The sequence below is a fragment of the Intrasporangium sp. genome, assembly GCF_051961875.1.
In the GTDB taxonomy this organism is placed as follows: Bacteria; Actinomycetota; Actinomycetes; order Actinomycetales; family Dermatophilaceae; genus Intrasporangium_A.
Genome location: NZ_JBQCCV010000088.1, coordinates 15,834 through 29,419, shown reverse-complemented (window position 1 = coordinate 29,419; position 13,586 = coordinate 15,834). Strand labels below are relative to the sequence as shown.

14 protein-coding genes and 1 pseudogene are annotated in these 13,586 nt (G+C 71.6%); 10 read left to right on the top strand and 5 right to left on the bottom strand.

Annotated elements, in window-relative coordinates; all coding sequences use genetic code 11:
* Positions 1-303 (bottom strand): transporter substrate-binding domain-containing protein (locus ACTHJJ_RS05180; RefSeq protein ID WP_440301869.1); only part of this gene is annotated, 303 nt, incomplete at its 3' end.
* 122 nt (positions 304-425) lie between these two features.
* Between ACTHJJ_RS05180 and ACTHJJ_RS05175 the strand changes: the two genes are divergently transcribed.
* Positions 426-1,559, top strand: coding sequence for an aminotransferase class V-fold PLP-dependent enzyme (locus ACTHJJ_RS05175; protein WP_440301868.1), 1,134 nt, complete (start codon positions 426-428; stop codon positions 1,557-1,559).
* Between the two features lie 111 nt (positions 1,560-1,670).
* Here the strand turns inward: ACTHJJ_RS05175 and ACTHJJ_RS05170 are convergent, their stop codons facing one another.
* Positions 1,671-2,795 (bottom strand): metallophosphoesterase, encoded by a 1,125-nt coding sequence (locus tag ACTHJJ_RS05170; RefSeq protein ID WP_440301867.1) that lies wholly within the window; start codon positions 2,793-2,795, stop codon positions 1,671-1,673.
* 109 nt (positions 2,796-2,904) lie between these two features.
* On the opposite strand from ACTHJJ_RS05170, the pseudogene ACTHJJ_RS05165 reads away from it, so the two are divergent.
* From ACTHJJ_RS05165 to ACTHJJ_RS05150, 4 genes and pseudogenes are all read left to right on the top strand, one after another.
* A pseudogene (locus tag ACTHJJ_RS05165) lies at positions 2,905-3,213 on the top strand (GNAT family N-acetyltransferase); the annotation flags it as partial.
* A 106-nt stretch (positions 3,214-3,319) separates the two neighbouring features.
* Complete coding sequence (locus ACTHJJ_RS05160; protein WP_440301866.1) at positions 3,320-3,733, top strand: YciI family protein; 414 nt, start codon at positions 3,320-3,322, stop codon at positions 3,731-3,733.
* Positions 3,734-3,743: 10 nt separating this feature from the next.
* Entirely contained in the window at positions 3,744-4,892 is a 1,149-nt protein-coding gene (locus ACTHJJ_RS05155; RefSeq protein WP_440301865.1) for an RNA polymerase sigma factor, read from the top strand.
* 17 nt (positions 4,893-4,909) lie between these two features.
* Positions 4,910-5,872 (top strand): helix-turn-helix transcriptional regulator, encoded by a 963-nt coding sequence (locus ACTHJJ_RS05150; protein WP_440301864.1) that lies wholly within the window; start codon positions 4,910-4,912, stop codon positions 5,870-5,872.
* Positions 5,873-5,999: 127 nt separating this feature from the next.
* Here ACTHJJ_RS05150 and ACTHJJ_RS05145 read toward each other — a convergent pair whose 3' ends face one another.
* Positions 6,000-6,806 carry a GNAT family N-acetyltransferase gene (locus ACTHJJ_RS05145; protein ID WP_440301863.1) on the bottom strand — a complete coding sequence of 269 codons (807 nt, stop codon included), beginning with the start codon at positions 6,804-6,806 and terminating at the stop codon, positions 6,000-6,002.
* Between the two features lie 77 nt (positions 6,807-6,883).
* On the opposite strand from ACTHJJ_RS05145, the gene ACTHJJ_RS05140 reads away from it, so the two are divergent.
* Positions 6,884-7,723: an SDR family oxidoreductase gene (locus ACTHJJ_RS05140; RefSeq protein ID WP_440301862.1), complete on the top strand. Its 840-nt coding sequence runs from the start codon at positions 6,884-6,886 to the stop codon at positions 7,721-7,723.
* Between the two features lie 10 nt (positions 7,724-7,733).
* Here ACTHJJ_RS05140 and ACTHJJ_RS05135 read toward each other — a convergent pair whose 3' ends face one another.
* Entirely contained in the window at positions 7,734-8,927 is a 1,194-nt protein-coding gene (locus ACTHJJ_RS05135; protein ID WP_440301861.1) for a RimK family alpha-L-glutamate ligase, read from the bottom strand.
* A 25-nt stretch (positions 8,928-8,952) separates the two neighbouring features.
* Here ACTHJJ_RS05135 and ACTHJJ_RS05130 point away from each other — a divergent pair, with 25 nt between their 5' ends.
* A complete protein-coding gene (locus tag ACTHJJ_RS05130; RefSeq protein ID WP_440301860.1) occupies positions 8,953-9,429 on the top strand; it encodes an ATP-dependent zinc protease family protein in 477 nt (158 codons plus the stop codon).
* Positions 9,430-9,514: 85 nt separating this feature from the next.
* Here the strand turns inward: ACTHJJ_RS05130 and ACTHJJ_RS05125 are convergent, their stop codons facing one another.
* Positions 9,515-10,252, bottom strand: coding sequence for an HAD family hydrolase (locus ACTHJJ_RS05125; RefSeq protein ID WP_440301859.1), 738 nt, complete (start codon positions 10,250-10,252; stop codon positions 9,515-9,517).
* A gap of 198 nt (positions 10,253-10,450) precedes the next feature.
* On the opposite strand from ACTHJJ_RS05125, the gene ACTHJJ_RS05120 reads away from it, so the two are divergent.
* From ACTHJJ_RS05120 to ACTHJJ_RS05110, 3 genes are all read left to right on the top strand, one after another.
* Positions 10,451-11,461 (top strand): helix-turn-helix domain-containing protein, encoded by a 1,011-nt coding sequence (locus ACTHJJ_RS05120; protein WP_440301858.1) that lies wholly within the window; start codon positions 10,451-10,453, stop codon positions 11,459-11,461.
* Between the two features lie 64 nt (positions 11,462-11,525).
* Positions 11,526-11,789 (top strand): DUF6343 family protein, encoded by a 264-nt coding sequence (locus ACTHJJ_RS05115; RefSeq protein WP_440301857.1) that lies wholly within the window; start codon positions 11,526-11,528, stop codon positions 11,787-11,789.
* Between the two features lie 110 nt (positions 11,790-11,899).
* Entirely contained in the window at positions 11,900-13,522 is a 1,623-nt protein-coding gene (locus ACTHJJ_RS05110) for a RecQ family ATP-dependent DNA helicase (protein WP_440301856.1), read from the top strand.
* Positions 13,523-13,586 lie beyond the last annotated feature (64 nt).

The following is a 13,586-nucleotide window of genomic DNA, read 5'->3' as shown; positions in this document are numbered from 1 at the left end:
CGAGGTCTGGGAGGCGAAGTCGATGTCGACGATCGTGACGTTCGGCAGGCCCAGCTGCTTCGCGATGGCCTGCGCCAGGTCCATGTCGAAGCCGATGACGTTGCCGGAGCTGTCCTTGAACTCGAACGGCTTGTAGGACAGGTGCGTGCATACCGTCAGGGTGTTGGCGCTGACGAGCTCTGGGCCGCCGGACGGGGCGCTCGAGCCACCATTGCCTGAGCTCGAGCCGCAGGCGGCCAGCGCGAGGGACGCGAGGGAGGCGACGGCCGCATAGCGGGAGACACGGGACCTGAGCTGGGACATGTGGACCTCCGGGGTTTGGCAAGTGGCCTAGAGACACTCAAGTGGTCAGGACACTACAGAGCGGAACTGGATTCCGGAACGATGCTGACCGGATCGTGACCCTCGTGTGGCAGGGTTCTGGCATGACGCTTCCACGCCCCGATGTCGACCCGGACGGTCTGCTCGAGTACTCCGTCGTCTTCACGGACCGCTCGCTGAACCACATGTCGCAGCGCTTTGTCGGCGTGATGCGGGACATCATGGACGTCCTCTGTACGACCTATCAGGCGCACGCGGTGGCGGTCGTCCCCGGTGGCGGCAGCTACGCGATGGAGGCCGTCGCCCGGCAGCTCGCGACGGGCCGTCGCTGCCTGATCGTCCGCAACGGGCTCTTCTCGTACCGCTGGTCCCAGATCATCGATGCCGGCTCCATCACGGACGACGTCACGGTGTGCACAGCCCGGCGTGTCGACGACACCCGCCACGCCGCGTGGCAACCCGCACCGGTCGACGAGGTCGTCGCCGCCATCCGGGAGAAGCGGCCGGAGGTCGTCTTCGCCCCGCACGTCGAGACGGCCGCGGGGATCGTGCTCCCCGACGACTACCTGCGCGCGGTCTCCGAGGCGACCCACGAGGTCGGCGGGCTCTTCGTCCTCGACTGCGTCGCGTCCGGTGCGCTGTGGGTCGACATGACCGAGATCGGGGTCGACGTCCTCATCAGCGCCCCTCAGAAGGGCTGGAGCGGTTCTCCGTGCGCCGGTTACGTCATGCTCAATGAGGCGGGTCGTGCCGCCGTCGAGTCGACGACCTCGTCGAGCTTCGCGGCGGACCTCAGGAAGTGGCTGTCGATCGCCGACGCCTACACGCACGGCCAGACGCCGTACCACGCGACGATGCCCACGGACGCGCTCGCCCACAACGCCGAGATCATGCTCGAGACCCGGGATGCCGGCCTGGAGGAGCTGCGGGCCGCTCAGGTCGACCTCGGCGCGAAGGTCCGTGCCACCCTCGCCGCGCACGGCTTCGACTCCGTCGCGGCCGACCCGTTCGCCGCGTCGAGCGTCGTCGTGGTCTACACCGACGACCCCGAGATCCGCAGCGGAGCCAAGTTCAAGCAGGTCGGCCTGCAGGTCGCGGCCGGCGTGCCGCTCATGTGCGGTGAGCCCGACGACTTCTCGACCTTCAGGCTCGGCCTGTTCGGCCTCGACAAGCTGGGCGACCTCGACGGCACTGTCGCCCGCCTCGAGGAGGCCCTGGACCGCCTCCCCTCCTCCTGATCGACAGCACCATCCCCACAATCGACAGTGCACTTTTCTCAATCGACAGTGCAGCTCTCTGGATCGAGAGTGAACTCTCGAATGGGAAAAGTGAACTCTCGATCGGGAGGGTCAGACGGTGTTGAGGGTGATGAGGGGGATCTCCGGTGGCGCGAGGACGCGCACCGGCGGTCCCCAGGCGCCCGCGCCACGGCTCGTCAGCACCGGCACATCACCGATCATCGCCCGACCGGAGATCATCGGCTGCTGGAGCCGGACGAGATAGGTGAACGGCCACAGCTGACCGCCGTGCGTGTGCCCGGACAGCTGCAGGTCGACGCCCTTGCCCTGGACGTCGAAGGCCTGACGCGGCTGGTGGGCCACGAGCAGAGTGAAGCCGTCGGCCGCCGCCCCGGCCAGGGCCGCCGCGGCGTCAGGCGCGGCGCCGAACGGGCCACCCTGCGGGTCCGTCATCCCGGCAACCGTGAGATGCGCGCCCCGCTGGGCCACCGCGACGTTCGAGTTGCGCAGCACGGTGATGCCGAGCCGCTCCCACAGGGCCAGCCACTGGTCCGGCTCCCCGGAGAGGTACTCGTGGTTCCCGCTCACCGCCACCACGCCCAGTGGCGCGTCGAGGTCGGCGAGCGGTGCCAGCGCAGCGCCGACCTGGGCCACCCGACCATCGGCGAGATCGCCGCCGAGCACGACGAGGTCCGGCTTCGCGGCGTTGACGGCCTCGACGACCCGCCGGGTGAAGGTCGCGTCCCGGACCGGCCCGACGTGCAGATCGGTGACGAGGGCGATCCGCGTTCCCGTGGCGGCGGCCGGTAGGTCCGCGCTGGCCACCGTGACCGGTGTGACGGCCGGCATCGCGGCCTCGCCCAACCCGTATGCCGTCGTGCCCACCGCCAGGAGGCCGACCGCAACGGACCCCGCTCGCAGCACCGGTCGCCGGTCGCGGCGAAGGAGCCGCGTAACGAGGCAGGCGATCCCGAGCAGGCAGGCGCCGAGGAGCAGGTACCACGACACGGCGACCCAGGTCATCCCGAGCCAGGCCAGCCACCTGAACCGAGCCGGGTCGAGCTCGCCGCCCTGGACCGCGAAACCGCCGAGCACGGCGACCCAGCCGACCCCGAGGACGCCGCCGATCGACCGGCGGACACCGGTGGGCCACCGGGGCGCCACCGCCAGTCGCCGGTAGAGGAGATAGGTCAGGGCCGCGAGCACGGCCGCCACCACCACGACGAAGACGGACACGGTGGTTCAGTGGTCGAGGGGACCGGCGGGCGACATGCGCCCACCGTAGACGGCGCCCCTCCAGTCCGCTCGACGGCACAGCGTCGCCGTCGATGGCGAGTGGCAGACTCGGGCCATGGCGAGCGACGTGACGTATGCCGACAACCCCGCTGAGCACCGCTACGAGGCACGGATCGACGGCGAGGTCGTCGGGTTCGCGCAGTACGAGCTCGGGGGCGACCGGATCGTCTTCACCCACACCGAGGTGGCCGAGGCGCACGAGGGCCAGGGCATCGCCAGCGCCCTCGCGCGGTACGCCCTCGACGACGTCGCGGCCGAGGGCGAGCGACGTGTCGTCGCCCTCTGCCCCTACATCAAGGCATGGATCGCCCGGCACCCGGAGTACGAGCGGCTCCGCGGCTCCGCGGGGAGGAGCTGAGCGGCATACGGAGCTGCTCGCTGGGAGGATGTCGAAAAGCGCTCCCTCGCTCCGTTCTCTGAGTGCGAGGCCGCACGGGTCACGCAGAGACGAAGGAGTCAGCATCATGCCGAAGTTCCTGCTTCTGAAGCACTACCGGGGTGGCCCCGAGCTGCTCGAGCCGATCCCGCCGATGGACCAGTGGGCCCCCGAAGACGTCGACGCGCACCTGCGCTTCCTCGGGGAGTGCACCCGCATGCTCGAGGAGTCGGGCGAGCTCGTCGAGGGCCAGGCGCTCACTCCCGACCGGGTCGACGTCCGCTACGACGGGCCGGGTGCCTCGCCGGTCACGACCGACGGTCCCTACCCCGAGACGAGCGACCTCGTCGCCGGCTGGTACATGGTCGACGTCGAGTCGCGCGAGCGTGCCCTCGAGATCGCGGCCCACGTGTCGTCAGGTCCCGGACCCCAAGGCAAGCCGATCCACGAGTGGATCGAGGTCCGTCAGGTGATGGAGTCCACCTCCCACGGAGCCGACTGAACGGGTGCCCGTGGACGAGTCGATGCTCCGGAGCCTCGTGCCCCAGGTCATCGGCGTCCTCGTCCGCCGCGGCAACGACTTCGCGGCGGCCGAGGATGCCGTCCAGGACGCGCTCGTCGAGGCGGTGCGCTCCTGGCCGGACCATCCGCCGACCGACCCGCGAGCCTGGCTGGTCCGGGTGGCGACGCGGCGGCTCATCGACGCGGGTCGCAGCGACACGGCGCGGCGGGTGCGTGAGGAGCGGCTCGAGCGTGAGCCGGCGGCCGGACCCGCCGAGCAGGGGGATGACACCCTCCTGCTGCTCTTCCTGTGCTGCCACCCGTCGCTCAGTCCGCAGGCCGCGATCGCCCTGACGCTGCGGGCCGTCGGCGGCCTCACCACCGATGAGATCGCGAGTGCCTTCCTCGTGCCAAGGGCGACGATGGCGCAGCGGATCACCCGGGCCAAGCGAACCATCGAGGGCGTCCGCCTCGGGCCCACCGGCGACCTGGCCACCGTGCTGCGCATTCTCTACCTCATCTACGACGCAGGTCATCGCGGCCGGATCGACTTGGCGACGGAGGCTATTCGCCTCACCCGACAGCTCACCCATGAGACGAGCGAGCCGGAGGCCCGCGGACTGCTCGCCCTCATGCTGCTGCACCACGCACGACACCGAGCGCGCCACGACTCCGACGGGCGGCTCGTCACGCTCGACCGGCAGGATCGGACCCTGTGGGACGGGGCGGAGATCGCCGAGGGCGTACGCCTGCTGCAGGGCGCGCTGCAGCAGAACCGCCGGGGCGAGTACCAGCTCCAGGCCGCCATCGCCGCCCTGCACGACGACGCGGCCATGGCAGCCGAGACGGACTGGCCGCAGATCCTCGAGTGGTACGACGAGCTGGTGGCGCTGACCGCCAACCCGATCGCACGCCTCAGCCGGGCGGTGGCGCTGGCACATGTCCTCGGTCCCGACGCGGCGCTCGCCGAGCTCGACGCCCTGGCCGAGGCTCTGGGGGAGCACCACCGTTACCTGGCGGTGCGGGCCTTCCTGCTCGAGCGGGCCGGAGAGTATGCCGCGGCTGCCGAGCTCTACGCGAAAGCCGGCTCCCGTACGCCGAACCTCCAGGAGCGGGAGCACCTGACCCGCATGGCGGCGACCCTGCGAGCCCAACGCTGAAGCATGAGGAGATGAGTATGGATCCCGATGCGAGCCCGACGGCCCGTGCGCTGCTCGCCCTCGAGGTGATCCAGTCCCTGCCGGGGGTCACGGCGGACCGGTTGGCCACGAAGCTCGGGGTGAGCGACCGAGCGGCTCGCCGTTACATCGCGATCCTCCGCGAGGCCGGCATCCCGGTCGAGTCCGTCCGCGGACGCTACGGCGGCTACCGCCTGGGTCGCGGGCTACGCCTGCCGCCGCTCGTCTTCAGTGCGAGTGAGGCCCTCGGCCTCGTCATGGCAGTCCTGGACGGGCACCACGAAGCAGGCGACCCGAGCGACCCGGTCGGCAGCGCCCTCGGCAAGATCGTCCGAGCCCTCCCGGAGCCCGTCGCGGCCCAGGCCGAAGCCGTCCGCCGGGCCGCCGCGCCGGCCCCGGACCGGGCGGCGGCGAGACCCGACCCTGCGACAACGGCCCTTCTCGTGCAAGCCTGCTCGGACGCCCGATTGGTCCAGCTCCGCTACCGGAGCGAGGCCGGGAACGAGTGGGACGTGGACGTCGAGCCGTGGGCGGTCGTCGTCCGGCACGGCCGCTGGTACCTCGTGTGCCGGACCGACCCGAAAGGCGCAACTCGCGCCTATCGGGTCGACCGCATCTGCTCGCTCGAGCTGCTCGACCGGACCTTCACCCCGCCTGCCGGGCTCGACCCCGTGGCCCTGCTCGAGGAGCACCTCTCGAGTGGGTGGGAGTTCGACGTCGAGGTGCGCATCGACGCCGGGCTCGATCGCGTGGCGCGCTGCCTGCCTCGGACTCTCGGCCGCCTCGAGCAGCTCGACGCGAACACCACCCGGCTGGTCGGGAGCACGAGCAACCCGGTCATGTACGCCGAGCACCTGGCCCTCCTGCCAGCGCCCTACCGGATCGTCCGCGGCCCGGAGCTCGTCGAGGCCGCCCGCGCCATCGCGACCCGGATGCTCGACGCGGCAGGCCCGCTCACGTGAGGAGCACAGCCGGCATTCCGCTCAGCCGATGAGGAGGCGGCTGTTCTGCGTGCTCCCTCCCCTCGTGCTGCCTGAGCCGCTGCCCTGCCGCATCCGTCCCATGCCGGGGCCAGGCGGTGGGCGGTGCCTACGAGGACGGCCTCGTCCAGATGTAGGGCGTCGTCGTCGTGACCGGACGGAGGCCGTTGCGCTCGAGGATCGGCTTGGACATGTCGGTGCTGTCGCTGTGGAGGTAGCGCACCCCATGCGCGAGGGCGTGCCGTGCCCGGGCCGCCGTCAGGGCGCGATAGATCCCCCGGCCGCGCCACTCGGAGTCGGTCGCGCCACCCCACAGCCCGGCGAACTGGGTGCCCGGCACGATCGAGAGCCGGCCGGCGCTGACCACTCGACCGGACGTCTCCGCCATCCACAGCGTGAGCCGGTCGGCGTGGGCCTGCAGGTCGGCCACGAGCCGCTCGGTGCTCGGTCCGGAGCCCCGGCCGAAGACCCGCTCCTGCAGCTCGCTCGCACGCGCGGCGTCATCGGCCAGGTCGCCGCCGACGCCCGCGCGGCGCACGACGACGCCGTCCGGCAGGGGCACCTCGACGGCGAGCCCCGTCGCCTCCCCGACCATCACCGTCTCGCGCTCCTCCGGGACGAAGCCGTGGGCGACCAGCCGGTCGGTGAGGTCGGCCGGGGCATCGTGACCGCGCGTCTTCCACTCGAACGACACGACGTCGGTCGCGTCCCGGTAGTGCGCCACAACCTGCTCGATCAGCCCGTCGAGGGCGGCCCCTGAGTGCCCCTGCAGGTCACGGTAGGTGACGAAGCCGCGTGCCCCGTCACCGAGGATCACGCACCAGAGCGGCCCGATCCGGGTGAGGTCGGCGTCGTCGTGGATCTCCCCGGCCTCCCGGAGCTGGTCGTCATAGGCCTGCCGCAGCGCATCTGTCACGGTGCGTGACCCTATCCACTCCTCGGTGCCGGCCGCGCGTCAATTCTCCTCCCAGCCGTCGAGGTGAGGATGGCCGGATGAGCGACACGTCGGGCCAGGTGCAGACCGTGCTCGTCATCGGTGGAACGGGGCTGCTCGGCCGAGCTGTCGTCGCGTCGCTGCAGCGCGCCGGTGCTCGGGTGCGGGTCCTCAGCCGGGGTATCCGCCCCACGGGTGGGCTGCCGGGCGTCGAGGTGTCTGTCGGCGACGTCAAGAAGGGCGAGGGACTGGCTCACGCCATGCGAGACGTCGACGTCGTGGTCCACTGCATCCAGCCGGTCGACTCGGTCATCGACGCGGCCCTCCGGATGGACCGGCCCCGCATCGTCTACGTCTCCATCGTGGGCGTCGACCAGGTCCCGATGAGCCTCTACCGGACGAAGTACGCCGACGAGCGGCACCTCGAGGCCTCCGGCCTGTCGTGGTCGGTGCTCCGCGCCACGCAGTTCCACGACCTCGTCGCGGTGCTGCTGCGAGCGCTGACCGCGCCGCCGGTGCTCTTGCTCCCCAAGGCTTTTCGCATTCAACCCGTCGACGTCTCGGAGGTCGGGGATCGTCTCGCCCGCCTCGCGCTCGGCGCCCCGACCGGTCGCATCGACGAACTCGGCGGCCCTGAGGTCCGCACCATCGGCTCGCTGGCGGAGGCCTACCTGGAGCAGACCGGCCGTCGACGCCGGATCGTCGAGGTCCCGGTCCCCGGGGCGGCCGGCCGAGCCCTCCAAGCGGGCCTCAACCTGACGCCGGACCACGCGGACGGCAGGATCACGTTCGACGAGTACCTGCGCCGGGTGGCGGCCACCGGCGAGCGGCCCTATGCCGGAGTCGTCAGCGCCTACGTGTCACCACGGCGCCTGCTCCCCGACGCGCGCCGGTCCTGAGCCGAGGCGGTCAGGCGCCCTCGGGGATCGGCTCCTTCGGGAGCCGGCGCACCTTCGCCCGGCGCCGCCGACGCTCGGGGATCATCGACCGCATCTCCTCGAGTCGCCCGAAGCACAGCAGCCGGTCGTCCGCCTCCAGCTCGACGCCCTGACGCGGGTTCGGGATGACCGTCGGGCCCCGGTGCAGGGTCAGCACGGTGATGTCGCGCTCCGACAGCCCCGACTCGCTGATCGTCCGGCCGACGAGGTCGGCCCCCGCGCGCACGGCGAGCTCGGCGACGCCATACCCGGTCGAGACGGTCAGCCGCTGGCGCACGTCGATCTCGGGGAAGGCGACCTGGTTCGCGATGTAGTCGATGATCGCTCCGGCGACGTCGAGCTTGGTCGCGGTCTCGATGCCCTCGAGCCCGGGCGAGGAGTTGACCTCCATGACGAGCGGGCCGTCGTTGCCCTCGAGCATGTCGACACCGGCGACCCGCAGCCCCATGATCTGGGCGGACCGCACCGCCGCCTGCTCGTATGCCGCGTCGAGGGCGACCGGCTCGACCGACCCACCGCGGTGGACGTTGGAGCGGAACTCGTCGCCGTGGGCCACCCGCCGCATCGCCGCGACGACCCGGTCGCCGACGACGAGCGCCCGCACGTCCCGGCCGCGGCTCTCCTGGACGAAGCTCTGGATGAGGACGTTCTGGTTCTTGCTGTGGAGCGTCTCGATGATCGCCTCGGCGACCTTGACCTCCGGGGCGAGGATCACCCCGATGCCCTGCGTGCCCTCGAGCAGCTTGATGACGACGGGGGCCCCGCCGACCCGCGTGATCGCCGGGCGCACGTCCGCCCGGTTGCGCACGAACGTCGTCGCTGGCATCCCGATGTTGTGCCGCGACAGGATCTGGTTGGCCCGCAGCTTGTCCCGCGAGTTCGAGATGCCGTTCGCGGTGTTGGGCGTGTAGACGTCCATCTGCTCGAACTGCCGCACGACCGCGGTCCCGAAGTAGGTGATCGAGTTGCCGATCCGGGGCAGGATCGCGTCGTAGTCCGACAGCGGCCGCCCCCGGAACTGCAGGTCCGGTTCCGGCCCGGTGAGGTCGATCGCGAAGCGAAGGGTGTTGAGCACCTTCGCCTCGTGCCCGCGGCTGAGGGCCGCGGCCTTGAGGCGCTGGGTCGAGTAGGCCCGCGGGGCGCGCGAGAGGATCGCGAGTTTCATGGGGTGCACCTGCAAGGATGGTCGAGTGTCAGAGCCGCCCTATCCAACCACCATCGCAGGGTGGCGTGAGTGGATAGCACTGCCCGGTCTCGGAGTCCCCTGGCTGAAGGCCAAGCTCGACACCGGTGCGCGGTCGTCGTCCCTGCACGCCAGCCCCATCGAGGAGTTCGAGCGCGACGGTGAGCCGTGGGTGCGCTTCGGGGTCCAGCCGTGGCAGGCGTCCGAGGCCGACACGAGGCTGGCCGAGTGCCGGGTGCACGACCGCCGGTCCGTGCGCAGCTCGTCCGGCCACGCCGAGGAGCGCATCGTCATCCTCACCGACGTCGTGCTGCTCGGCCGGACGATCCTCGTCGAGGTCACGCTGACGAACCGCGACGAGATGGGCTTCCGGATGCTCATCGGCCGCGAGGCGCTGCGCCAGGGGTTCGTCGTCGACTCCCGACGCTCCTACGTAGGCGGCCGGGCGCCGCGCCCCGCTCGACGGCGCAACCGCACGCCCTGACGCTCGCCCCCGCCCGCTGCGGTATGCCGCAGAGCCGGCTCAGCCGCATACCCTGAGTTCGCTTCGGGCACAGCCGGACTCCGCGTCAGGGCAGGGGTGGGTCCTCGCTCGCGCCGGGAGGTGGCTGCATCAGCGCGAGCCCGTCCCAGTCGGCGTCGAGCAGGTCCGGCAGCCCACGGGTGACGAGGACGGCACCGGCGTCCCTGAGCTCGTCGGGGCCGAAGCCGCCCGTGCGGATGGCGACGCAGGGGGCGCCCATCCGGGCTGCCGAGGCCACGTCGAACGTCGAGTCGCCGATGACGATGGCGCTGCGGCCGCCCGACTTCTGCAGCGCGATCTCGAGGATGTCGGGGGCCGGCTTCGACGAGGGCGCGTCCTCGGACGTCGTGACGACGGCGACGTCGTCACGGATCCCGACGAGGTCGACCGCCTGACGGGTGAACTCGGGCTTGCCGGAGGAACCGAGGGCAACGGTGAAGCGCCTGCTGAGCGCGCGGACCAGCTCTGCAGCGCCGGGCAACGGCTCGACCTCGTCGACGAGCTTTGCGTACTCCTCGTACCACGCGGCACGCAGGTCGTCACCGATGCTCTGCTCCACCTCGTCGCCGGCGAGGGCGCCCACGAGGCGGTCGCCACCCATCCCGATCGAGCGGTGGACCCGCCACATCGGCAGGGGGATGTCGTGGCGCCGGAAGGCGCGGTGCCACGCCAGGGCGTGGTGGTAGGTGGAGTCGACGAGGGTGCCGTCGACGTCGAGCAGGATCGTGTCGTGCCGGGTCTGCCCCCGCTGCTGCCCCTGCTCGTCGTGTGGGTCGCCCGTCATGTGCAGCCTCCTCCTGATGGACTCGCGGGACCGGCTACCCGGCAGTGAGCGGGACAAACGCCAAGCGCTCGCCGTGAGCCCGGGGTGAGCGTGCCGTGAGATTGGCCGGTGGCCAAGTCCCCACGAGACGCTCCGGCGGCGCACACTGGAGCGAGATCGAGCAGCCGGTCGCCCAGCACAGCACAGCAAGGCTCTGTCATGACCGTTGCCTCGAAGGTCTCTCCAGCCGGTGGCCCCGCCCCCGGTTCGCCCCAGTCGAGCGGGGACGCCACGACGCACTTTCGCACCGACGACCTCGAGGCGGCCGACGACTTCCTCCGACGTACCTACTGGGACTACGACGCGCGCCTGCTCGGCACCCCTGGCGCCTTCCACTTCGACCATGCGGTCCGGGCCAACGGCCCCTGTCTCCTGCTCGACATGGAGCACAACGTCCCGTGCGAGCACGCGTCCGCGGAGTCCGGGGACCTCATGCTCATCTGCGTCTTGCGCGGTCGCGTCGAGCGGAGCACCCGGGCCGGCATGGAGCGCTTCTCGGCCGGCGATGTCTTCCTCCTCAGCCAGCCCGGCGAGGGCTACTCGCTGCGGTGGGACGAGCTGCACGCGATGACCATGCCCGTGCGCGCCGAGTCCATGCCGGCGGGCGACTCATCGGGCCGAGCGGTGCGCGTCTCCCGTCTGGCGGCCAAACGCCCCGAGCAGCGCATCATGCTGCGCCGCACCTTCGACTTCGTCGACAAGGTCGTCCTCGGCGGCGCGAGCCGGTCGTCCGACCTCGTCCCAGGCAGTGCCGCCCGACTCGTCGGCTCGATGGTCGCCACGGTGTTCGGGGCGGACGGCGACGAGAGCGAGGCTGACGAGACCACCGGGCGGCCCGAGGGCAGCCGGGGGACGCTGCGGCGGGCAATGGAGTTCATCGAGTCCAACGCGGACCGCGACATCGGGCTGGCGGAGATCGCCGCGGCTGCCTACGCCTCGTCCCGCTCGGTCCAGCTGGCCTTCCGCCGCTACCTCGACACGACACCGATGGCGCACCTGCGGCGGGTTCGGCTCGAGCGTGTCCACGAGGAGCTGGTCGGCAGCCGTCAGGTGACCGGCACCACGGTGACGGAGGTCGCGACGCGCTGGGGCTTCGTGAGCATGGGCCGCTTCGCGCAGGAGTACCGCGAGACGTATGGCGTCCTGCCGAGCGAGACGCTCCGGTCCTGAGTGCCGCTGAACCTTCGCTCCCATCCATTGGGTTGGCGCCACCGGCCGGGGGTAAGCGATCGCCATGATCGGGCCTCAGCCCCATGGTCGTGAGGGGACGTCCGACAGGCCCTACAGCGCCCTCAACCTGCGTCTCGTCTTCGCCCTGTTCGGTCTCGCCGCGGCCGTCGGCGCCGGTATCTGGTTCCTGCGGTTGCGCCTGCCCATCTGGACCGTCCTCGTCACGGTCGTCGTGGCTGTCAGCGCGATCGCCGACCTCGTCGTGATCGTCCGCCGGCATCGCGCCCGTCGACGTGCTGATCCGTCGCACCACTCGATCTTCGAGTAGCCGCGGGGCAACACCCGGGCCGTGAGCGGGCCACGCGCCCGGCCCGCCTGTGCCGCCGAGCGGCTGAACGGCATACGGGGGCTCCTCGCGTGGCTGGGTATGGGGCCGCCATGTCACAGACCGACCTGGCCGCGGCGGCCCAGAACGTCCTCGGCCTCAGCGACCTCCGCGAGGGTCAGCGCGCCGCGATGGAGGCCACGATGGAGGGGCGCGACGTCCTCGCCGTCATGCCGACCGGGTACGGCAAGTCCGCCCTCTACCAGGTGCCGGCGGCGCTGCTGCCCGGGGTGACGATCGTCGTCTCGCCGCTCCTCGCGCTCCAGCGCGACCAGGTCGCGGGCCTCCGGGACGCGCCGAACGCGCCCCCGGCCGACGCCGTCAACTCGAACACCGGGGCCAAGAAGGCGAAGGCGATCTGGGCAGCCGCCTCCCGGGACGAGCACCACATCCTCTTCCTCGCGCCGGAGCAGTTCACGAACGACGAGGTGATGGAGCGGCTCGGTGAGCTGGACGTCGCCCAGTTCGTCGTCGACGAGGCACACTGCATCTCGGCCTGGGGTCACGACTTCCGGCCCGACTACCTCCAAGTCGGGGCCGCCGTGGAGCGCCTCGGGCACCCGCGCGTCGTCGCGCTCACCGCGACCGCGTCGCCGCCGGTCCGCGACGAGATCGCCGACCGGCTCCACCTGCGCGACCCCCTCGTCGTCGTCCAGGGGTTCGACCGCCCCAACCTGCACCTCACCGTCCACCGGCACGTCGAGGACGACGCGCGGCGCGACGCCGTGGTGGTGTGTGTGGCCCAGCTGGCGCGTCCGGGCCTCCTCTACGTCGCGACCCGCAAGGACGCGGAGGAGTATGCCGACCGGCTGGGTGAGCACGGCATGGTGGCGCGCGCGTACCACGGCGGGATGCGGGCACCGGAGCGGCGCGAGGTCCACCGGCGCTTCACCGAGGGCTCGGCCGACGTCGTGGTCGCGACGTCGGCGTTCGGGATGGGGATCGACAAGGCAGACATCCGGTTCGTGGTGCACGCTGCAGCCCCCGAGTCGCCCGACACGTACTACCAGGAGATCGGCCGGGCGGGACGGGACGGGGAGCCAGCGGAGGCGCTGCTCTTCTACCGGCCCGAGGACCTCGGGCTGCACCGCTTCCACAGCGGCGGCAGTCCCGACGAGGACGCGCTTCGGATGGTCTTCGCCGCCATCCGGCACGCCGGTAGCGGTGTCAGGATGACCGACCTGCGGCGCGACCTGGACATCCCCGCACGGCGGGTGACCGGCCTCGTCAACCTGCTGGAGCAGGCCGGCGCGGTCCGGGTCCGGCGCTCTCGGGTCAGCGCTCGCGACGTCCGGCCCGACGACGCCGTGCGGCAGGCCGTCGAGGCGGCCGAGTCGCGGCAGCGGGTCGAGCGGTCACGCATCGAGATGATGCGTGGCTACGCCGAGACGACCGGGTGCCGGCGGCAGTTCCTGCTCGGCTACCTCGGTGAGCAGCTGCCCGAGCCCTGCGGCAACTGCGACACGTGCGAGGCGGGGTCGGCGTACGAGCACGTCGAGCGGCGGGGGAAGGACCCGTTCCCGGTCGGGGCGCAGGTGGCGCACGCCGAGTGGGGCCCCGGTGTCGTGATGAGCACGGAGGAGGACCGGCTTACCGTCCTGTTCGAGTCCGAGGGCTACCGGACGCTGGCCCTCGAGGCCGTGCAGGAGGACGACCTCCTCGAGCTCGCCGACTGACCGAGCGTGCGGAACGTCCCGTCGAGAACGCACACGCCTGGGTCGAGCGTGCAGCAATCCGGGT